Here is a 21,317-nt window from a genome sequence, read left to right as displayed (position 1 = left end):
CCCCCAATATCAGGTTTCGTAAAACATTAATAGAACAGGCTTACCAGACCGGTCGTGCAGATCGGCACATAGGTCAGCAGCAGAAGAACTATGACCAGAAGGATATAGTACGGAACTGCTTCTTTGATAAAGTCTTTCGTCTTGCAGCCTGTAATACCGCAGGTAACAAACATCAGTGTTCCCATAGGCGGAGAAAATGCTCCGATTGCATTGTTGAAGATGTAAACCATCGCAAACTGGATTTCGTCGATGCCGTAGCTCTTGGCAATCGGAGCCAGCAGCGGAACCAGAATAATCATGGAGGCATTTCCTTCAATAAACATTCCTACGATGATAAGGAAAATGTTCACAACAATAAGGAACACATACTTGCTGTGGATCGCCGTCATCATCCACTCGGTGAGCTGCTGCGGGATGCGCTCCTTGGTGAGGATCCAGGAGAACACAGCCGCCGCGGATACGATCAGCATGATGGATGCCGTCGTTGTAACTGTTTCCTTAAAAGCAGTCGCCATATCCTTTGCCTTCAGCTCACGGTAAATCAGACCGAGAACCGCTGCATAAACAATAGCGACAGCACCGGCTTCGGTTGCCGTGAAGATACCGAGGCGGATACCGCCGATGATAATAATCGGCAGACACAGCGGAAGAATCGCCGGTTTTGCGGCTTTTGCAAATTCCTTTCCGGAAATTTTCTCCGTGCGCAGCGGTACATAGCCGCGTTTCTTGGATATAAAGCTGGTGAGAAGCATTTCTGCGATACAGAGAATGGCGCCCACACCGATACCGGAAATAAACAGCTTACCGATTGATACGTTTGCGATGCATCCGTACAGAATCATGGCGATTCCGGGCGGAATCAGCGGTGTGATCATGGAAGAGACCGCCGTAACGACCGTGGAAAAGGATTTGGAGAAGCCCGCCTTTTCCATTTCCGGAACCATCATTTTTGCTTCCATCGCCGCGTCCGCAATGTTGGAACCGGACAGACCGCCCATCAGCGTGGAAAGCAGGATGTTTACCTGTGCCAGACCGCCGGTCATGCGCCCGGTGAGCACGGAACAGAAATCCATGATTCTGGACGTAACACCTGTGTAGTTCATGACAATTCCCGCACAGACAAAGAACGGAATTGCCAGAAGAGAAATGCTCTCCACACCGGTGATTGCCTGCTGCGCGAAGATAATCGGATTCGCACTTGGATTCAGCACAAAATAAACAGCGGAGCCGCCCAGCACTGCAATGTAAACCGGCACTTTCATAAACAGCAGCACCAGCATGACGATGGCCGCAAGCGCGATAATTGTTGAACTCGACATTAATCTTCTCCCCCTTTTGTGCTTTTGTCAATATATTTTGCGTAAAAGTAGCTGATAATCATTAATATGTAGGAAACCGGGGCAATCGCATACTGGAGGGCAAGCGGAATTTTTAACATGCTGGTACTTCTTCCGCTCTTTAAAAACATCTGAATGAAACCGATGCTGTTCCAGAACAGATAGGCGATTACCGCCAGCACCACGATATCAACGATGTAACCAAGCACTTTCTGGACACGCTCCGGAAACATTTCGACTACCATCTCGATCGCAACGTGGCTTCCCGTGCGGAACGCCGCCCCGCCCGCTCCAAATACAATCCACACCATACAGAAAATCTGGACTTCCTCCAGCCATGTATATGGCTTTCCGACAATGTACCGCATGATAACGCCGCTGAAAGTGAGAATAATCAGAACAATCAGCGCAATACTTGCTACCGCGATATCCAGATTTTTGAGAATCGTTTTCACCGTACTCTCTTTTTTCATCTAAACTTCTCCTTCTCCATCTTTACATAACGGAATGTCCGGCGCGCCGGCGCGCGAACCCATTATATTGGCGTTCGTGATGCGCCGACTCGCGAACTTTACTTTACACTATTCCGCCGTGCGCCGACTCGCGAACCCATTATATTGACGTTCGTGATGCGCCGACTCGCGAACTTAGTTCGCTCGTGCGCGCACATTCGTGCTATGAAAACAGTCTCTGGCAAAATCGCCCGCAAGCGGTCGTTTTGCCATTTCCTGTTTTCGCATCACTCACTTATTCCGCGCCCATCGCCTTACGTACTGTGTCGTAGAGACCATCGCTCCAGCCGAAGGTGGAACCCTGCTCGTAGAATGCCTGTGCTTTTTCTTTGAAGCCTGCCAATGTTTCGTCGGTTAATTCTGTTACGGTCACGCCCTCGTCAATCATCATCTGAAGGTATTCTTCTTCGGATGCGTCTACCAGCTCGTTGTTGTAGAGACCGGCTTCTTCGCCTGTGGATACAAGCAGCTCCTGCTGTTCCGGTGTTAAGCTGTTGAAGAGGTCCGCGCTCATTACCCAGGTGGTGAAGTTCTTTACGTGTCCGTCGAGAATGAGATATTTTGCAACTTCGTGAAGCTTTCTGCCGTACAGTGTTGCCAGCGGGTTTTCCGCGCCGTCGATGGTTCCGGTCTGCAGAGCCTGGTATACCTCGTCAAGTGCCATGCCCGTGGAGGTTGCGCCGAGTACATCAAAGCCGATGGACTGAATCTGGTTGCTCGGCACACGGATTTTCAGACCTGCCAGGTCGTCAACGGTCGTCACCTGCTTCGTGGTCAGTGTGTGACGCTCGCCGTATTTCCAGTTGGAGGTAACAATTTTCAGACCTTTTGTTTCCAGTTCTGCGCACTGCTCTGCATACCAGTCGCTCTCGATCAGCGTCCAGCACTGATCCCAGTCGTCAAACAGGAACGGTCCGAACACAATACCGAAATCTGCCACGCCGTAATCCGCATAGAAAGCGCCGTCCGCCAGTGTGATATACGGCTCGCCCAGCGTCATGCCGTCTATCAGCTCATTTTTTGCGCCAAGCTGGCTGTCCGGGAACAGCTCGATTTTCAGACTTCCGTCGCCCTGCTCTTCTACAAGCTGCTGCCATTTTTCCAGAGCCTGTCCAATCGGCTCGGAGATGGAATTTTCAAATCCAATCTGAAGAACTACCTCCGCATCCGCTGCGGATACACCTGCGGAAAGCATCATAGCTGCGATTGCCGTACCTGCGATTAACATTTTACCTTTCATTTGTCTGTCTCCTTTTCTCTTCTTTTTTATTTACGTCTCCGCACACCACGGAGTAACGTTCTCTGAGTGATATGGCGGCATTTGCTGTAGCACCCGGTGCCATCCGGCAAGCCGCATTTCTTTTCGGACAGTCCGTCCGTTTTACTGCGGGTCTGCAAAGTGGATAACCACTTTCAATTTGCTGCCGCCGAATCTGCTGAATTCCTCAAACGCCGCCGCTGCTTCATCAAGCTCGTATTCGGAGCGCTTTTCCGGCTCCGCCGCGTCCGGATTCATCACAATTTTCTCCAGATCCACCTCTCCTGTTTTCACCAGGTCAATCAGCTCCAGGAAATCCTTTTTCAGGGCATTTCTGGAACCGAAAATATTCAGCTCCTTCTTCTGGATCATCGTGAAATTAAAGTCCAGATTCTGTTTGCCAACGCCGATCAGTACCACGCGAGCCCCGAAGGTCGCCGCATCAATACAGTTCTGGAAGGTGGAGGGAAGTCCGACCGCCTCAATCGCCACGTCAAAGCCATGATGCTCTCCTGTTACCGCATTCACCTTGTCCATGAAGGTATCCGGATCGTCGTTCAGAATCATGCCCGCCAGCCCGAAAGTCTCATATGCGTACTGCAGCTTTGCCGGCGCAACATCCGCGATATATACCTCGCCGCCCTTCGCTTTTGCCGCGATTGCCGCCAGCACGCCGATGGTGCCCGCTCCGACCACCAGGACCTTATCGCCCGGCTTTACATCCGCCCTGGATACGCCGTGATAACTGATGCAGAAGGGCTCTATCAGCGCAAGCTGCTTCGGCGAAAGTCCTCTGCCGTCATAGATACGCTCCACCGGCATGGTGATGTATTCCGAGAACGCGCCGTCTCTCTGGGCGCCGAGCGTCTCATTAGACTCGCAGCAGTTTACCAGTCCGCGCTCGCAGGAATAGCAGTGCGTACAGTTGAAATACGGATTGCAGGTAACGATCATGCCTGGCTTTAAGCCTCTGTCGTTCTCGCCGATTTCAACAATCTGCGCTGAGAATTCATGTCCCGGAATTCTCGGATAATCCGCGTAGGCAAAAGTGCCGCGGTAGGTCCCCAGATCGCTTCCGCAGATGCCGCCATAGAGAACCCTGAGAAGGGCTTCGCCCTCCTTTGCAGCCGGTTTTTCGGTTTCCACAATTTCCACCTTTCCCGGCTCGTGAATGAGAATTGTTTTCATTTTTTCTCCTCCCTTGTTTTCTGTTGTATACAACATATCTCATTCCACCATTTTTGTCAACTGCTTCCCGCCTATTTTTGCCCTTTTGCTGTTATTTTCCACTTTATTCACAATTTCGTATTTCTATTTTTGTGCATTTTTCACATTATTTTTTCTCTCATTGCGGTCGTATCACCGTCCTGTTTTTTTGTTTTTCATTGAATTTTTGCCATTATTTTTCATTTTTCTCTTTTGTTGTATACAACCAGACGCATCAGAATGATGGTTGCTGTCCCTCCGATTTTCTGCTATACTGGAGGCAGACTTTCTATTTCAGCTTAAAGAGGATAATAAGAATTTAAAATGAGTAAAGAACCTTTAAAACACCAGGCATATCAGATTATTAAAGATAATATTGTAAACTGCGTTTATGCGCCGGGAACCGTGATTAACGAGGAGCGCATCCGCGAGGAAGTCGCAGCCAGCCGCACGCCTATCCGTGACGCACTCAGCCGTCTGGAGCAGGAAGGGCTTGTAAAAATTCTCCCCAAAAAGGGAATTGAAATCTCCAAAATTACCGTCCGGGAAATCAATATGGTATATGAGACCCGCAATCTTCTGGAGCCTTATGTTGTCAAAAACTACGGAAACCGCATTCCGCTGGAGACCTACATGCATTATTACCGTCTCTATTCGGATTATCTGGACGGAAAAATGCCGGAATATTCCTACTCCGGCATGGATGAGAGCTTTCACCAGCTATTTATTGACGCGTGCGAAAATTCTTATTTTATAAATCTGTATTCCACCATCGGCAATCAGATCCGCCGCACCCGCATTCTCTCCGGTCAGACCTCCGCAGACCGTCTGCACGAAACAATCCGCGAGCACATTGCGATCGTGGAAGCGGCGCTGAAAAACGACTGGAAGGATGCCGCAGGCGCCATGCAGCTGCATCTTTCCAAATCGAAAACCGTTATGTTTGATTATATTCTGAAACAGACAGAGGGCAGAGGATAAAATCCCCCGCAGCAAAGCAGCGGGGGATTTTATCCTCGCGGCATTCGCCAAATGCTCGTGCCCTAAAGGACTAGCCCTTGCAGGGCGTCGCAGGCACGGCACTTGGCTCATTGCTCGCGGGAATTCTGCCCCTCCCCTATTTTTTCCCGACCTTGCCGAGCAGCCAGACAATCGCCATGATAATCAGCGCTACGACAAAAATTCCCGCCATGCCCTTCCACATAATTTCCAGTGCAATTAATATATCGTTCATCCAGACCTTCCTTTCTTATCCCAAAAATCCTGTCACCAGATTGATTACCAGACCGCCCGCCACAACCGAAGCAATCTGACCGGAAACGTTTGCACCCGCCGCGTGCATCAGCAGCACGTTGCCAGGGTCCTCCTCCATCGCCATCTTCTGTACCACACGAGAGGACATCGGGAACGCGGAAATGCCCGCGCCGCCAATCATCGGATTGATTTTTTCTTTCGTAAACAGGTTCATGAATTTGGCGAGCAGCACCCCGCCGATGGTATCCGCCACAAAAGCGAACACACCAATCACCAGAATCAGCAGCGTATCGACGGTGACAAACTGCTCCGCCTTCATACTAAAGGAAATCGTGATGCCGAGCAGCAGCGTAATCAGATTGGAGAGATTATTCTGCGCTGTATCCGACATAGTTCCGAGAACGCCGCACTCGCGAATCAGATTGCCAAACATCAGAAAACCGACCAGCGCGACAGAGGACGGCGCCACCAGTCCCACTACGATGGTAACTGCTATCGGGAAAATGATTCTTGTCAGACGGCTTACGGAAGCCGGGTTGTAATTCATGCGGATCTGACGCTCTTTTTTGGTTGTCACCAGCTTAATCGCAAAGGGCTGGATAACCGGAACGAGCGCCATGTAGGAATACGCCGCCACCGCAATTGCTCCGATATAGTCGGATTTTAAAATCTGCGATACCAGAATGGAGGTGGGACCGTCCGCCGCGCCGATAATGCCGATGGACGCCGCATCCTTTAAATCAAAGCCGAGAATGACCGCCAGCAGTATGGCGGCGAAAATGCCGAACTGTGCACCCGCACCAAACAGAAACATCTTTGGGTTGGACAGCAGCGGTCCGAAATCAATCATCGCACCGATGCCGATAAACAGCAGAATCGGCATCGCCTCGGACGCCTCAATCCCCACCTCAAACAGCCATTCGATGATTCCCTGCGTTTCTCCCACACCCGGCAGTACCTGGTTGAGCACACCGCTCTCCGGCAGGTTCACCAGAATCGCGCCGAATCCCATCGGCAGCAGCAGCGCCGGCTCGTAGCCCTTCTTAATCGCCAGCCAGATAAGCAGCGCGCCGATACCGTACATGACCACCTGCTGCCATGTCAGCATCTGAATTCCATCCAGTAAAAATTCCATTTTTTCCTCCTTCTTCCCGGCAGCGGCGGTTCCATTGCCCTGCGCGGCGCTCCACCACCGTGCTACCTCGTGCGCCCTGCGCACCCGGTCGCGAGCTTCGCCCTATTAAGCCATCGGCAGCTCTAGCCGTTTGCGTGCAAGCACGCACGGCCGCTGCCTCCCCCGCGCCTCTTTTCCGCCGTGCACCTCGTGCGCTCTGCGCACTCGGTCGTGGGCTTCGCCCTATTAAGCCATCGGCAGCTCTAGCCGTTTGCGTGCAAGCACGCACGGCCGGTTCTGCCGATGGCTTAGCACGGCTCATTGCTTTCGCAAAAAAAGAGACTCCTACCGCAGTTTCCTGCAGTAAAAGTCTCGCTGTTTCAATCTTTGACGAATAACGTCCGTTATTGTACTGACGACCAAAGATACATAGAACCTATGCCGCTACTCCCTTTTATACTATCTTTATACCCCAGCAATAAGGAAATGTCAACCGGAAAATTTCAGAGAACCGTTATTTGCCAGTATATTTCTCTAAAGAAATAAGCTGCGCCAGTTCTTCAGGCATTTTCAGCTTATCCAGCGGAACGCCTTTTGCCACATAACGTATTTCTTTATAAATGGGTTCTGTTTTATTTGCCTTTTTTGACATAATTGCCAATATCCGAGAAGGGCTATCTCCCAGCTTACGAATATCCTCCAACAGGCAGGAACCTGGCACATAATAATCCCCGCTTTTTATAAAACCCAGACAATAATTTACCGTTCCTGCAACACGTTCGACCGCCAGCTTTGGTCTTATTCCATTATATAATGCAGTCATTTTTGAAAACCGCAAAAATTGAACCAGTTTCGGTAATGCTTCTAGTTTTAATGGAGTGGTTCCATCCTCTTTAAACCGAATCTCGTCCTCTGTGAGCGTATTATCAAGGCATTTATGATAGAAAAACACAGAATTTTTCCGTAAATTTCCCTCTGCATCCAGGAAATCAACTCCTGTTAAATGCTGAAAATTTCTTGAAAGAAATGCAGCTTCAAAATACTCTATTTCATTTTTCACTCGATTACGGTATATGAATAAATAATTCAGCCCTTCCAGCCTTTTATCGTATTCTTTCGCAGACGCAATAATTATCCGCAAAGCTTCTTTCTTCGTATATGTACGCTTCATGCCCTTCTCCTTGTCCAACTAAAAAAAGAGAGTTATAATACCGCAGCATTACCAACTCTCTTTTCTGGCTAATTTTTGTGTTGTCCGCCAACGACCGGCACATCCGTCCGGCAGGAATTTCAGGTTTTTGCGTTGCCTGCCAACAACCGGCACATCCGTCCGGTAAGAATATCGGATTCAGGTGTTAGCCCACCAGATACAGCACGCTGTATCTTCTACTATTATTATACGAAATCAACGATTTTATGTCAATGCATTTTTGCCTGACAATAATCTGTTCAGAAATTTTTCCGGCTCTGCCCTGTCAGCAGGCAATTTTTTCAAATACCGATACTACATATTCCGCTATCCGGCAGTCCTGTTCTTCCGTTCCGCCTCCGACGCCGATTCCGCCAGCGATTTTTCCGTCTGCAAACAGCGGGTAACCTCCCGCAACAAGGGTGATCCGCGGGTCATTTGTCTGGATTGCCATGAGGGAAGCCCCCTCTGCGGCGGCAGCCGCGACATCCTTTGTTTTGCATTGTGTAACGGCGGATGTATACGTTTTTCCGGGCACAAGCGTGATACTCAGCACCAGTGCCTCCCCATATCTCCGGTACGCTCTGGGCAGACCATGTTCATCACTTATCGCAAAGCTGATATCCACACCAAGCTCCCTGCTTTTTTCTTTTGCGGCATCACACAGTCTGTCGCATATTTCATCTGTTAAAACCATCTGAAAAACCTCCATATCCATTTTCAATGCAAACACATTTTTGCATCAAAAACAGTATAACAGGAGAACATCCCGCCGCGCTTGCCTGTTTCTGCAAAAAAATTGCTCATTTCTCCAGATGCTTTTTCATATTCAGAATATCCTCTTTGGGAGCGGAGCCAAACATTTTCCGGTAATCCCGGATAAACTGCGATACGCTCTCATAGCCGACCTCAACAGACGCCTCCGTTACGTTTTTCCGTTCATCCAGCATCAGCCTTCTCGCCTCCGTGAGGCGCAGCCGCTTCTGACACTGCAGCGGTCCCATTCCTACGGCGCTTCTGAATTTCTGATGAAATAAAGATACGCTCATATTCCTTTGCTCCGCCAGGCTTTCCACTGTAAAAGAATCCCGGAAGTTCTCTTTGATCCAACTGTTAGCTTCGTATATTTCCTCCGCCGGGCGGGTATTTACGACGCTTTGTATAAATTGCCTGCCGCAGGAGCCGCAAAGTACAGCATAAATCATTTCCCGCAGAATATTTTTTCTCATAAATTCCGACGGAACCGCTCTGTAAATTCCGGAAAACAATTTATCAACCGACTCTATTACCGCCTCATCCGACAACGCCATCCGGTTCCGGTCCAACTGCTCCTTCATAATCTTTTCTGTCAAATCATTATCCAGCCCCAAAACAGTTGTTATGACGTCATTTACGGTAAATTCCACAGACATCGCCAGAAAATCCCGCTGCTCTGAAAACTTTAAAACTGTTCCCATGAGCGGCGTATCGATTCTGGATACCGAATACTGCCCCGCCATGTAATCCATAATCCCGGACGGCGTATGCAGCCGGAGCATTCCGTCGAGCACGATATACAAATATGGATTATCAACAGAAGGCATCCGGATTTTTTCTTCTTCAAAACAATACACCGTCACACCGGGTATCCCGGTCTGATTTTCCCCTTCTTTCAGAGATAGCTTTCTGATATCCTTTTGCATTGTCCGGATAGCTGTTTCCATCTGTTTTCCACCACGCCCATCCCATCATTTTTCTATTTTATCCGCAGTAGCCTTTCCGCCGCCTGCTCTGCAGTGATATTGGAAACATCCACCTTTTCGGTATCCAGCTTTTCATAGAGTTCAAGCCTTGCAATACTTCTTTGTATCACATCCGCCGACCGGATACCGGCGTCCACATCCTTCCGCAGACGCCTTCTTAGTTCCTCCTCATCACACACCAGCGAAATAGTATGTATCCGGCAATCCCCGGTTTCAATTTTTCCCAGAATCCCGTCAATGATTGCCTGTTCATGCATCACCCAGCAGAATATGATATTTTTATATGCACTGCAACAGAGAAACTGATTCAGCAGAAAACAGATATTCTCCATTACCATTTTTCTGGTTTCCGGCGTCACCCGGAAAGGATGCATGTCCCAGCACCAGTCCCCGTCAAGAAAAACACAGTCCGGGAGCTTCTCTTTTAAAATCCGGCAGGTGGCGGTTTTTCCCACGCCCATCGTTCCGCCTATTAAATAAATATTTTTCATGTATCCAATATAACACGAAACCCCGTTCCGGTGCTACAGTATTTTGATTTTCAGCGCCAGTATTACCGCTGTAAGGCTTTCCCCTGCCCCCAGATAGAAGCCCTCGACGAAGCTCTGCAGCGGCTTCTGCTTTTCGGTGAGCAGAAGAAGCAGCAGAGACTGGCGTTCTTTTTCCACGAAATCAGACCAGAAGCCAGAATCTGACCATTTGGTGGGAATCATGTCCGCCGGAATCTGAATCTGCCCGACCGCCAGCACACAAAAGCACACCATACAGAGGACCGCAGCCGCAAGCAGGAGCGCTCCCGCCCATTCCCGTCGGTATTCCCACGCCTGCCGCAGGCAGTGCCCTCCCGCGCGGCAGACGACGATCAGCGGGATCAGCAGAACGAGCAGCCCCAGGATTCTTCCTAGCGTGTCCATGCGGACAAAGCTTCCCTCCAGCGCGTGACGGGCCATAAAGTCCTGCCGCAGCTTTTCATAAGATGTGCTGCCGTCTGTCGTCACCGTCAGATAAGGAAATTCCTCTTCTTTGTCGGCTTCGTACAGCACCGTATCCTCCGCATCATACAAAATGCCGCGGATAATCTTCTCCTCCCCCGCAATCTCCACCGGCAGCCCGGTTACATTCGTATTTCCGAAAAGCTTTTCCGCCGTGTTTTCATCGATCAGACAGCCCTCCCGGTCGTCCCCGTCCAGCCGCGCCGTCCCTTCAAGAACCAGATCCGAGCGTCCGCAGACCGCCACCGCCGCCACCGTATGCGAGCGCGCAAGGTTTTCATTTTTTATCTCCACCCCGTTTTTCTGGCTCCAGGCGGTAAATTCACGCGGCTGCTCCTGCTCTTCCTCCGCCTTCTGCATTTCCTCCACGCGGCTGCCCGTCAGCGGGCTGCGCTCCATCAGAATCAGCGCCGTCCGATTGCACGCCGCCAGCTTTTCCGCCTGCTGCTGCGCGGACACATACAAAAACAGTACGGCAAGCAGACAGACTGCCCGGAGGGCTCCTCTTACATACTTTTTCATATCACTCCTCAACCAGCCGCACGCGGCTTCCCGCAGAAATCGACTTATCCGACGATACGATTACCTGCTGGTCCGACGCGAGCGTTCCCGGCTGCAGCGCCGCATTCGTCTCATTTTTATCCAGCACATTCACATCCAGACGGGTGACCGTCAGCTCTGTCCCAAGCACCGTGCTGCTCTCCGAGAGCACATAAACATAGTATCTGCCATTGTCCTCGTAAAGCGCCTGTATCGGCACACAGCAGTCATACGTCTCCGAAATGCGCGTCGATTCCAGCGTTGCCGATGTGCCCGCCTCCAGCGAATCCTGCGGAAGCTGCACCGTCACATCCAGAAGGTCTGCATCCTCCTCGTTGGTGCGCACAGAATCCACCGTCAGATTCTCCAGCGTATCGCCGTTTTTATTGTTCGCCTTCACCTGGGCGTCGTCCCCTTTGGCAATATATTTTTCCTGGCTCTCATCCACCTGCACCACCAGCTTATTGCCGGCTTCCGTGTCAGAAAGAAGCATCGCCGTGCCGTCCGGTGTTTTTTCCCCGGTCATCAGATTAATCTTTGTGACGGTCGCGTCAATCGGCGCCGTCACCTTTCCCTCCGCCTCCAGAAGTGTCTCCAGCTTTTCCAGCTTCAGCTCCTCCTGCTCACGGGTGATGGCGTCAATCTCCCCGGTGCTGTCACTCCCCTGCGGCGCACTTGCATCCTCGATTGCCCTCCCCGCACTGCGCAGGCTATCGTTTGCCGAAGTGACCGCGTCCTCATACGCCTGCTGCTTCGCCTCGATTTCCTCCTCAAGCTGTGCCTTCATCTCCTCCGCACTGGTCTGCGTGCCTGCCGCTTTTTCCTGCTGATAAGAAGCGAGCGCCGCATCAGCCTCCGCTTTTTCCTGCTCCTTTATATCAATCTGCACCTGCGCCGCATCCAGAAGATACTGGTTTTCCTGGCGGATGCGCTGCTCCAGCAGCCAGGGGTCCTCTGTTGCGCCTTCCGTCTCCCCGTCGATAATCTGCTCACCGTCTTCATCATCTGCGCCGGGTGCGGATGACATTCCGGCATCCGGCGTAACCGGCTGTGTGGTATCCGGCGTAACCGGCTGCATAGTATCCGCCGTATCCTGCTGCCCATCGCCGTAGATATCTGTCTGTCCACCTGCAGCATCGTCCGTCTGTCCACCTGCAGCATCGCCCGTCTGTCCGCCTGTAAAAGCTTCCATCTGACCAACGCCCTCCGTCTGTCCGTTTCCGGAATCAGCCGTATTTCCGTTATCCGGCTCCTGTGCAGACAGAACTGCCGGAGCTTCCGTCTCCGCTATGGACGACGCCAGCGCAGCTTTCGACTCTGAGGCGGACAATACAGAAGCATCTTCCGTCTCCGCTGCGTGCAGCGCTCCGGCAGCATCGAAACTTTTGCCGTCCGCCTGCCCTGTCTCCCCGGAAAAGTGGATTTCCGTCTCCGCCGTCATCCGCGCCGCCGTCTTCGTTCCCGCCGCCAGGTCCGCCAGAGCCTTCTTTACCGTCTCGTCGATGGCGTCCTCCAGCTCTTCTTTATAGGCTACCGCTTCCTCGTATTCCTCCTGCTTATCCTCGCAGGTCTGCTTCAGAATTTCCTCCACCGTATCGACGCCCGTCTGGCCATCGTCGCTCTGCTTCAGCGTCTCCAGCTTCTGCTTCGCCTTTTTCAGCTCCGCCGCGGCGCGCGAAACGGCGGTATTTCCCTTAGACGCCGCCACACTGTAATCCTCCGCCGCCCTGCTCTGGCTGATGGCGTTCTTCTGAGCCTGCGCCGCCCGGCTGCTCGCCGCATCCTGCGACTGCAGGTCCGCCTTTTTCATTTCCTGCTTCTGCTCCAGAATCTGCTCCTTCAGGCTTACCAGGTCTATCTCGAACAGCACATCTCCCTTTTTCACCTGCTGTCCCTCTTCCACGTAAATGCTCTTTACCGTCTGCCCTGCCAGCGTAGAGACCGCCTGTTCCCGGTTCTGCGTCACCTTGCCGGTGCCCGTTACCGTATGGTTGATTTTTCCGCGCTCCGCTTTCTGCACGGTCACTCTGGCGACACTCAGACTGTCCGCCGCCCTTGATAAAAATGTAAATACCAGCATGACAGCCAGAAATCCGGCAAACGCCCCGATTACTCTTTTTTTCATGTTGCCCTCCTCTATTCCTTCACCGCTGCCGCCGCGATTCCCTGCTCCAGATAATCCTGTCCGAGCAGAAAAACAAATACCGACGGAATCAGCGTAACGACCGAGCTTGTAAACGCAATTCCCGCCTGCTCCAGTCCGATATTCGGCAAAAACAGCGACAGCGGCCACAGCGTCTTATCCTTCAGAAATGTCAGCGGCTGCTCAATCAGATTCCAGTATTCCAGAAAATTCAGCACCAGAGCGGATACAATTCCGCCCGCGCCCAGCGGCAGCCCGATATATACAAATATCTGCAGACTGCCCGCCCCGTCCAGCTTCGCTGACTCGATGACCGCCTCCGGGATGCTCCGGAAAAAGCGGTACATGATAAATACCGGAAAGGTGGAAAACACCGCCGGCAGAATGATTCCCAGATGCGTATCCAGAAGGTTCAGCGAATCCAGCACCAGATAATCCGAGAGCATCCGCACCTGGAACGGCATCATCATCAGAATCACGTACAGCATATACAGCCATCTTCTGAGCGGAAATTCAAATCTTGCAAAGCCCCACGCCGCCGGAACGCCGACCAGAAGCTGCCCTGCCAGCACGCCCGCCGTCAGCTTCACCGAATTCCAGAACATCACAAAAAATTCCGGCGTATCCAGCAGAAGCTCCACGTAATTCTGCATCGTCGGATACTGCGGCAGCAGCGTCCAGGACACAAATCCCCCGCTGCTCCCCAGGACCGGACCCAGCCGCTCTTTCAGCTCCGCACTGTCCATCAGCGCCCCCGTCAGCAGAAAAAACACCGGATAGCAGCAGATGACCGCCAGCAGGATGAGCGGCAGCAGAATCATTTTATTTTTCATCCGCTTCTCACTCCCTTTCCCACGCGCGCTGCAGAAGAAGCACCAGCAGCAGAATCACCGCGGCATTGACCACCGCGCCCGCGGACATTTTATCGATGGACAGCTCCCGGAACCAGTTGTTAAATAAATGCTGCATCATGTAAATACTCCCATGCGGATAATCGCCCGCCACCAGATACGCCTCCCGGAATACCTTAAAGGAGTTCAGGAAAGATAACACGGCGATGGTATAGAGCGACGGCAGCAGGTTCGGCATGGTAATGCTGACAAAGCAGCGCCACTCCCCGGCGCCGTCCACCCGCGCCGCCTCGTAAATGCTCTCCGGGATTCCCGAAAGCCCCGCCAGCCAGAGGATCACGTCATAGCCGAGATTTTTCCAGATATAGCTGAACACCAGCACCCCGAACGCATAGTCTGAGTTCATCCAGTCGACCGCCGCCACGCCGAAAGCGGAAAGTATTCCGTTTAAAATTCCGCCCTGCGCAAACAGAAGCTTCCACAAAAGCACCACCGACGCCACCGGAATCGCCATCGGCATCAGATACATGCTCTTTAAGAATCTGCCAATGCGTTTCTGCCGCTTAAGCAGCACCGCCGCCGCAAGCGAGCAGATAAGCAGAAGCGGGATGCAGACCGCCGTAAAACGCAGTGTGTTTCCCGCCGCCTGCAAAAAAGCGCTGTTTGAAAAAATTGTCCGGTAGTTTTTCAGCCCGGCAAATTTCCCGGTCATCACCTCGGTAAACGAGCGGCGTATCACATCCAGAAACGGCAGCAGGATAAAAGCCGACACTCCCGCCAGGCTGGGCAGGATGAAAAATAGTCCCGCCCACTGCCTGCGCGTCTTATGCCTGCCCTGCCCCCGCCGTTTTGCAGTGTCTGCGCCTTTCTTTGCGCGCATCACCTTACTCCGCCAGATACAGATTCATTTTCTGGCTGATGCTGCTGACTGCTTCCTCCACGGTCACTTCTCCGGTAATGCACTTGCCCGCCTGCTCCTGTACCAGCTCCTCCATCACCGCATCGGTGAGGGACGGCGTATCCAGACTGTCAACCAGCTCCTTAAAGCGGTCGACCACCTCCTGCTCCGGCACCACAGTTTCAAACGAAAATTCTGATATAATGCCGGTTTCTTCATCCATTGTCGTGGAATAGAAACTTCCAAGACTCCGCTCGTCCTCCGAAAGCTGCCCATCTGCCAGCTTATCTGCAAACAGCTCCGTATCCAGCGCCTTTTTATTTACCGGGAAGCCGCCGCCCTGGTTGATGGACTGTGCCGCCTCCGAGAGCATGAATTTCACAAATTCCTCCGCACCCTCCGTCTGGCTGCTCTTCGCGGATACGCCCACGATCACTGCCGGGGTGAACACTTTTTTATCCCCCACCGGAGCCAGCCGGTAATCCATATTTTCCATCGATGCGCAGACGCTGGTAACCGTCGCCAGATTATAGCCGGAGGAGAGGCTTATTACCTGCAGCTTCAGCTTTTCCGCCGCCCAGTCCTCCACGGATACATAATCCGAAAAATCATACGGGTCATCGTTCTCCGTCACCATACGGTGCTCCACTTCCTCCTCCGTATAGTGATTCAGATGAAACAGCGTATTCAGCTCTGTCAGATAACCGGTCAGTGCCTCTGTATCCAGCGTGCCGTCGTCCGCCAGCAACGTCGGGGAATAGACCCCGTAAAAGACCTTCTGCAGCCAGTAAGCGCTTAAAACCTCCACAATGGATTCGATTCCGTCGTCCTCTGCGCGAAGCTGCTCCGCCACGCTTCCAAGGTCTTCTAAATTTTCTATCTGTGCGATGGTGTCCGTATCTCCCATCAGCACCGGCACCCGGAAACGGCTTGGAATCGCGTAAACAGCCCCGTCCCGCTGCCAGGTTCCGGCAATATTTTCCTGCAGACCATCGCTTTGCAGGATTTCATTGTAAATGCCGCTGATATCTTTCAGCACACCCTTTTCGATATAGGAATCCATCGGCATTCCGTCCAGAATCAGCACATCCGGACCGTTGCCCGCCATGATCTCGGTATTCAGGGTGCGGAGCGCGTCAGAGGCTGTCACCGCGTCATCGCCCGACATGCCGATTTCCAGATTCACATAGTATTTGGGATTCTGCGTCTGGAACATGGAGATTGCCTGCTGCACCTCCGCGTTATCCTCCAGCGCATACACCTTCAGCTCCGTATCCGGCACCGTCGGAACACTCTCATCATACACAAAGTGCAGAAGCTTCGGCTCCGTCTCGTCCAGCACAGACAGCAGGAAGGAACCGTCGCTCAGAACCGCCATGCTGCACAGGGAAATGCTCGGCTTTCCAAGGGAATTCAGCTCTCCGTCCGCAATCTGCTCCACCACGGATCCACCCGCACTGTAGCGGTATATTCCATCTTCATTTGCAAAATACAGCGTGCCCTCCCTGCTTCCGCTGCACATAATCACTGGATAGGTCATACTGCTTGTTATCTCCAGATTGGAGCTGTTGTCCTCCAGCGTCTCTTTAATGGCGTCATCCGCCGCGCTTTCCTCCCCGGTGGCATAATCCAGAACCGTTACGCCGTCTGTGCCAAACAGGAAAATCCTGCCGCCGCCAGTCTTGAAATAAAAACAATATTCATCCTCTTCATTATATGTGGCAAGCACCTCTCCGCTCTCATCGTCCAGCAGATACAGCTGGTTCTGACCAACGCAGTTCACCAGTATCTTTCCTGTTTCCATATAAGACATTTCCATAATCATAATGCCAAATCCGCTGTCCACAAACGGTGCCTTAACGGGAATCATTTTCAGCGTACCGTCCGGCAGAATCTTCGCCATGCAGTCCGGCATATCTGCGCCCGCATCGCCGCCCGCGGCTATGCCGTCATCCGCCGCATCCGCTGTATCCATGCCGCCGTCTGCCGCCTCTGCGCCCTCTTCTCCGGCAGCCTCCACGCCGCCCGGAACTGCCGCTTCCACGCCGTCGTCCGCGGAGCTTTCTGCATCCCCGCCTGCTGCTTCTGCATTTTCCCCGGCAGCCTCCGCGGAGCTTTCCGCATCCCCGCCTGCTGCTTCTGCATCTTCTCCGGCAGCCCCCACGCCGCCCTGTGCAGTTTCCTCTGCATCAAGCTTATAAAAGGCGCAGCATATACTTCCGTCCGGCGAAAATTTTGCTGCAGAGATAAATTTATCTTCCAGCCCCTCCAGTTCATTCAGCACCAGCTTTTTCTCCCAGGAGGCGCCGCCATCCCCGGATTCCCAGACCGCCGTCGTATCTCCTCCGGAAAGCACGCGGAGCGTACCGTCCTCCAGCTCCTGCTGGTCATAGATAGCCCGTATTTCCTCCGGAAGCGCAATCTCACTCTCCATATAGCGTCCCATCGCCGTACTGCCCTCCGCAGCCACGCTCTGCGCTGTCTGATTTTTGTCCGCCGCAGTATCCGCCGCGCCATCCTGTGCATCCGTTCCGGCACTCTCTGCATCATCCTGCGTATCTGCCCCGGCGCTCTCTGCACCGGCAGCCACTGTATTCTGTTGTGTATCCGTTGTATCCTGCGTATTCCCGCAGCCGGCCACGCCTGCCGCCAGAACCGCTGCCGCCAGAATCGCGGCAATCCTTCTTTTTCCGTTTCGTCTCATAAATTTTCCCTCCGTTTTGCTGTCATATTTGTGCACGCTAAAAGATTAGCAGAGTTTTTTCTAAATATCCTCTAAAAACCGGAAAACTTTTTAGAAATACTTTAGAGATTTCCATGCTATACTAAATCAAGTGGACATCAATGAAAGCAGCAGTGGAAGGAGAAAAACATTTATGCGGATTTTAATGATTGAAGATGATAAGAAATTGTGTGCGTCTGTGAAGTTTCAGCTGGAAAAGCAGGGCTACGCCGTCGATGTCTGTCATGACGGCGAAGAAGGACTGTTTCTTATGAAGGAACGCGCGCACGACTGCGTGCTGCTGGACCGGATGCTTCCGGGCATGGATGGTCTGTCGGTGCTGAAAAACGCCCGCATTTCCGGCGTGCGCACGCCCGTCATCCTGCTGACAGCGCTCGGCGACCTGCAGGACAAGGTAGCCGGACTGGACATGGGCGCAGACGATTATATTGTAAAGCCCTTCGCTTTTGAAGAGCTGACCGCACGCATCCGCTCCACCCTGCGCCGTCCGCTCGTCTGGACCGACGAGCATATCCTCTCTTACGGCGACATCTCCTATGACAGCGCCCAGAAAACGCTCTCCCGGTACGATGTTTCCTGTTCTCTTTCCCGGCGCGAGGGCGACCTGATGGAGCTGTTTCTGCGCAATCCCGCCCAGACGCTTCCCCGCCTGCTGATTCTGACAAGGGTCTGGGGACCGGATGCGGAAATTGAAGATGGAAACCTTGACAATTACATTTATTTTCTGCGCCGCAGGCTCAAATCCCTGAAAAGCAGCCTTAGCATTAAGTCTGTGCGCGGCGTGGGCTACCGTCTGGAGGATACCGATGTTTAAAAAAGTACAAGTTCGCCTTACCTTTTTCTCTGCCCTGGTCATGGGACTGATTCTGCTGATTATGACCTGCCTCTGTCTCGCCTTTTCGGAAAACAGTATGCGCAGCCGTAATGAAACGGTTTTCCGCAACAATGCCAGCAGTATTTTAAGTTACATTGATAACCAGCGGCTTCTCTCACACACCTGGCTTTCCCAGATGGAGCATAATTACGGCATTATGATTGATATTCTGGATAACGGCGCCCCGCTGCTTTACAGCACGCTGCATGCGCATGATTTAAACAGGGAGCTGCTGGAAACGGCCCGCTCTACCGCCGTCTCGGAGTATGGTCTGGACCCGGAAACCTTCCGCAGCTCCAGCGTCCTTTACCGGTATGAGGCATTCTCCGTGACAGACGACAGCGGCAAAGAGTATTTTGTGATGGCGTCGCTGATGCCGCGGGGGAGCGGCTATTTCGATATTGTTATCCTGTGCCCGGCGTCGCTGCCTGCCGCACAGCTCTGGCAGCAGCGTCTGTTTTTCGGCGCCGGCTCCGCAGTCGCATGGATCATCCTCACGGTGCTTGCCTGGTTCTTTGTTGCGCGTATGCTGCGTCCGATTGAAAACAGCCGCCGCCGGCAGGTTGAATTTATTGCCTCCGCCTCACACGAGCTGCGCTCCCCGCTGACCGTTATGCTGTCCGCGCTCTCCGCCGCCCGCACCGCCTCTCCCGATGAGCAGCCGCGCTTCTTTGATTCCATCGAATCGGAAGGACAGCGGATGGCGCGCCTCATTGAAGATATGCTGCTGCTCGCCAGCTCCGACAATAAGACCTGGAGCATCCGTCCCGGTATGACTGAGCTGGACACCCTGCTTCTGGAAACATATGAGAAATATGAACCGACGGCGCGTGAAAAGAAGCTGCATCTGCAGATTCATCTGCCGGAGGATGCCCTCGCCCCCTGCTTCTGCGACAAAGAAAGAATCGGGCAGACGCTCTCCATCCTTATAGACAACGCCTTTTCTTATACGCCGCCCGGCGGTACCGTCTGCCTTAGCGCCGGCACCGCCGACAAATATTTTACCATTTCCGTTGCGGATAACGGTCCCGGCATTCCCGACGACCAGAAAGAAAAAATATTCGACCGCTTCTACCGCGCGGACGATGCCCGCAGCAACCGCGGTCACTTCGGTCTGGGCTTATGCATCGCAAAAGAAATTGTCCTGCTGCATAAGGGGACGCTGACTGTCACAGACGCCCCGGAAGGAGGCGCAGTATTTACCATCCTGCTGCCGCAGACGGGGAAATAAGGTGATGCGCAGGCGATAAAACCGGACGGTGGAGATGCGTTATATCGCTTCCTAAGGCGTGGAATCCGGGCAGCGGGAGCCATATTACGGCAACGAGCAGAAAAGTCGGGCGGCACGGAGTCATATTGCGGCAGCGGGCCGCGGGCTTTCTGTAAATGGCTGACATGGTTTTGGAAAATATTTCAAAATATGCAGATTCTCTTTTTGATTATCTTTCCGTTTTTTAGCGGGGAATCTTTTGAAGGGAAAATAAAAAAGCTCTGCAAATCCACTTTAATACAGGATTTGTAAAGCTTCTGAAAGCAGTTCGTAGGGGAATCGAACCCCTGTTTCCGCCGTGAGAGGGCGGCGTCTTAACCGCTTGACCAACGAACCGTACTTCAATATACTACAACACTTTTTTCTAAAATGCAAGTACTTTTTTCAATTTTTTTAAAATTTTTTTCAAGACTGAAGTGAAAAGTTTATTTCCACTTTGAATAGGCAAAAGTAGATTTTAGTCTTTCACTCATTTCCACTTCCACAAATGTTGCATTTAGTCTTACACTTGTATATTAGGCAGTCGCCGGAAAGGTTGGTGCCTATTATGAAAACACAAAACTCTTTTTCGCATTTGACTTTAGAGAAACGGCGTATCATTCTCGCCGGCATTACCTAAAACTGCCATTGCCCAGACCATTGGTAAGGACAAATCTACCGTCGGTAAGGAGATCAAACTCCACAGGTCTCTTACCTATAAGTGTAAGATGCCTTTAGAATGCAGTCATTATAAAAAATGTGTGTTTGGACGCCAGTGTTCCCCTGACTGCCCGGACTACACTCCTTTCCATTGTTCCAGACGCGACCGCTCTCCCGGTGCCTGCAATGGCTGTTCCAACTGGTCTCACTGCCGTTTTGATAAATACCAATACTGTCCGGAAGATGCCCATATGGATTACCGTACTACCTTGATCGATTCCAGGGAAGGTGTCAACCTTACCGTACAAGAGGCGAAACAAATGGCCGATGTGATTGCTCCTCTCTTAAAACAAGGCCAGTCCCCCTATCAGATCATTACGAACCATCCTGAACTCGGCATTTCGGAAAAAACTCTTTACAACTATATCGAAAACGGTATTTTTCATGAGATTGCAGGAATCACTGCCCTTGACCTGCGGCGCCAGGTATCCCGTAAACTGCCCAGGAAAAAGGCAAAAAACTATAAGAAACGTACTGACAGGAACTACCTCAAAGGCAGAACCTATAAGGATTATCAAGCGTATCTCTCGGATTATCCTGAGGTCTTTATCACTCAGATGGATACGGTCTACAACGACGAGACAAACGGCCCTTCCTTCAGACATTTAAATTTGTAAGAGCCGGTATTCTTCTCGCTTTATACCGCGATACGAAAACCTCTGCTTCTATGAAAGAAGGCGTCGACATTCTGGAAT

The 21,317-nt window shown here is 52.1% G+C and carries 18 protein-coding genes and 1 tRNA gene; 4 read left to right on the top strand and 15 right to left on the bottom strand.

The genetic code is table 11. The features are described 5' to 3' along the window. Positions 1-26: 26 nt before the first annotated feature. The 4 genes from NQ534_RS17145 to NQ534_RS17130 all read right to left on the bottom strand — a co-directional run bounded on the left by NQ534_RS17145 (position 27) and on the right by NQ534_RS17130 (position 4,295). A complete protein-coding gene (locus NQ534_RS17145; RefSeq protein WP_006864007.1) occupies positions 27-1,319 on the bottom strand; it encodes a TRAP transporter large permease in 1,293 nt (430 codons plus the stop codon). Continuing rightward, on the bottom strand, positions 1,319-1,810 hold the full coding sequence (locus tag NQ534_RS17140) for a TRAP transporter small permease (RefSeq protein WP_006864006.1): 492 nt from the start codon (positions 1,808-1,810) through the stop codon (positions 1,319-1,321). Before NQ534_RS17140 ends, NQ534_RS17145 begins: the two co-directional genes overlap by 1 nt. 274 nt (positions 1,811-2,084) lie before the next feature. Continuing rightward, a complete protein-coding gene (locus tag NQ534_RS17135) occupies positions 2,085-3,089 on the bottom strand; it encodes a C4-dicarboxylate TRAP transporter substrate-binding protein (protein WP_006864005.1) in 1,005 nt (334 codons plus the stop codon). A 141-nt stretch (positions 3,090-3,230) separates the two neighbouring features. After that, positions 3,231-4,295, bottom strand: coding sequence for a zinc-binding alcohol dehydrogenase family protein (locus tag NQ534_RS17130; RefSeq protein WP_040785033.1), 1,065 nt, complete (start codon positions 4,293-4,295; stop codon positions 3,231-3,233). Positions 4,296-4,637: 342 nt separating this feature from the next. Here NQ534_RS17130 and NQ534_RS17125 point away from each other — a divergent pair, with 342 nt between their 5' ends. Then, positions 4,638-5,294, top strand: coding sequence for a GntR family transcriptional regulator (locus NQ534_RS17125; RefSeq protein WP_006864002.1), 657 nt, complete (start codon positions 4,638-4,640; stop codon positions 5,292-5,294). Between the two features lie 268 nt (positions 5,295-5,562). Here NQ534_RS17125 and NQ534_RS17120 read toward each other — a convergent pair whose 3' ends face one another. The 10 genes from NQ534_RS17120 to NQ534_RS17075 all read right to left on the bottom strand — a co-directional run bounded on the left by NQ534_RS17120 (position 5,563) and on the right by NQ534_RS17075 (position 17,740). Then, the gene (locus NQ534_RS17120) at positions 5,563-6,702 is read right to left on the bottom strand and encodes a sodium ion-translocating decarboxylase subunit beta (protein ID WP_040785031.1); all 1,140 of its coding nucleotides are present in this window, start codon (positions 6,700-6,702) and stop codon (positions 5,563-5,565) included. Positions 6,703-7,195: 493 nt separating this feature from the next. Continuing rightward, positions 7,196-7,852: a PBECR4 domain-containing protein gene (locus NQ534_RS17115; RefSeq protein ID WP_040785029.1), complete on the bottom strand. Its 657-nt coding sequence runs from the start codon at positions 7,850-7,852 to the stop codon at positions 7,196-7,198. 304 nt (positions 7,853-8,156) lie between these two features. Further along, complete coding sequence (locus NQ534_RS17110; protein WP_198140205.1) at positions 8,157-8,567, bottom strand: GlcG/HbpS family heme-binding protein; 411 nt, start codon at positions 8,565-8,567, stop codon at positions 8,157-8,159. Positions 8,568-8,673: 106 nt separating this feature from the next. Then, a complete protein-coding gene (locus tag NQ534_RS17105; protein WP_006863997.1) occupies positions 8,674-9,573 on the bottom strand; it encodes a helix-turn-helix domain-containing protein in 900 nt (299 codons plus the stop codon). 32 nt (positions 9,574-9,605) lie between these two features. Further along, positions 9,606-10,103, bottom strand: coding sequence for an ATP-binding protein (locus NQ534_RS17100; protein ID WP_006863996.1), 498 nt, complete (start codon positions 10,101-10,103; stop codon positions 9,606-9,608). 33 nt (positions 10,104-10,136) lie between these two features. Beyond that, positions 10,137-11,126: an ABC transporter permease gene (locus tag NQ534_RS17095; RefSeq protein WP_006863995.1), complete on the bottom strand. Its 990-nt coding sequence runs from the start codon at positions 11,124-11,126 to the stop codon at positions 10,137-10,139. Between the two features lies 1 nt (position 11,127). Further along, positions 11,128-13,269, bottom strand: a complete 2,142-nt coding sequence (locus tag NQ534_RS17090; protein WP_006863994.1) for a biotin/lipoyl-binding protein — start codon at positions 13,267-13,269, stop codon at positions 11,128-11,130. 11 nt (positions 13,270-13,280) lie between these two features. Next, positions 13,281-14,120 carry a carbohydrate ABC transporter permease gene (locus NQ534_RS17085; protein ID WP_006863993.1) on the bottom strand — a complete coding sequence of 280 codons (840 nt, stop codon included), beginning with the start codon at positions 14,118-14,120 and terminating at the stop codon, positions 13,281-13,283. Positions 14,121-14,127: 7 nt separating this feature from the next. After that, complete coding sequence (locus NQ534_RS17080) at positions 14,128-15,018, bottom strand: carbohydrate ABC transporter permease (RefSeq protein ID WP_006863992.1); 891 nt, start codon at positions 15,016-15,018, stop codon at positions 14,128-14,130. A gap of 4 nt (positions 15,019-15,022) precedes the next feature. After that, positions 15,023-17,740: an ABC transporter substrate-binding protein gene (locus NQ534_RS17075; protein ID WP_040785027.1), complete on the bottom strand. Its 2,718-nt coding sequence runs from the start codon at positions 17,738-17,740 to the stop codon at positions 15,023-15,025. A 172-nt stretch (positions 17,741-17,912) separates the two neighbouring features. Here NQ534_RS17075 and NQ534_RS17070 point away from each other — a divergent pair, with 172 nt between their 5' ends. Continuing rightward, entirely contained in the window at positions 17,913-18,593 is a 681-nt protein-coding gene (locus tag NQ534_RS17070; protein ID WP_040785025.1) for a response regulator transcription factor, read from the top strand. Continuing rightward, the gene (locus NQ534_RS17065) at positions 18,586-19,884 is read left to right on the top strand and encodes a sensor histidine kinase (protein ID WP_040785023.1); all 1,299 of its coding nucleotides are present in this window, start codon (positions 18,586-18,588) and stop codon (positions 19,882-19,884) included. The genes NQ534_RS17070 and NQ534_RS17065 overlap by 8 nt, the downstream gene beginning before the upstream one ends. A gap of 303 nt (positions 19,885-20,187) precedes the next feature. On the opposite strand, the gene NQ534_RS17060 is transcribed toward NQ534_RS17065, so the two are convergent. After that, positions 20,188-20,259, bottom strand: a tRNA-Glu gene (locus tag NQ534_RS17060). A gap of 554 nt (positions 20,260-20,813) precedes the next feature. Here NQ534_RS17060 and NQ534_RS17055 point away from each other — a divergent pair. Continuing rightward, complete coding sequence (locus NQ534_RS17055; protein WP_006863987.1) at positions 20,814-21,239, top strand: hypothetical protein; 426 nt, start codon at positions 20,814-20,816, stop codon at positions 21,237-21,239. The last annotated feature ends 78 nt before the right edge of the window (positions 21,240-21,317 follow it).

Origin of the sequence: Marvinbryantia formatexigens DSM 14469, assembly GCF_025148285.1 — a bacterium.
GTDB classification, from domain to species: Bacteria; Bacillota; Clostridia; order Lachnospirales; family Lachnospiraceae; genus Marvinbryantia; species Marvinbryantia formatexigens.
This window is presented reverse-complemented; position numbering and strand designations above follow the sequence as displayed.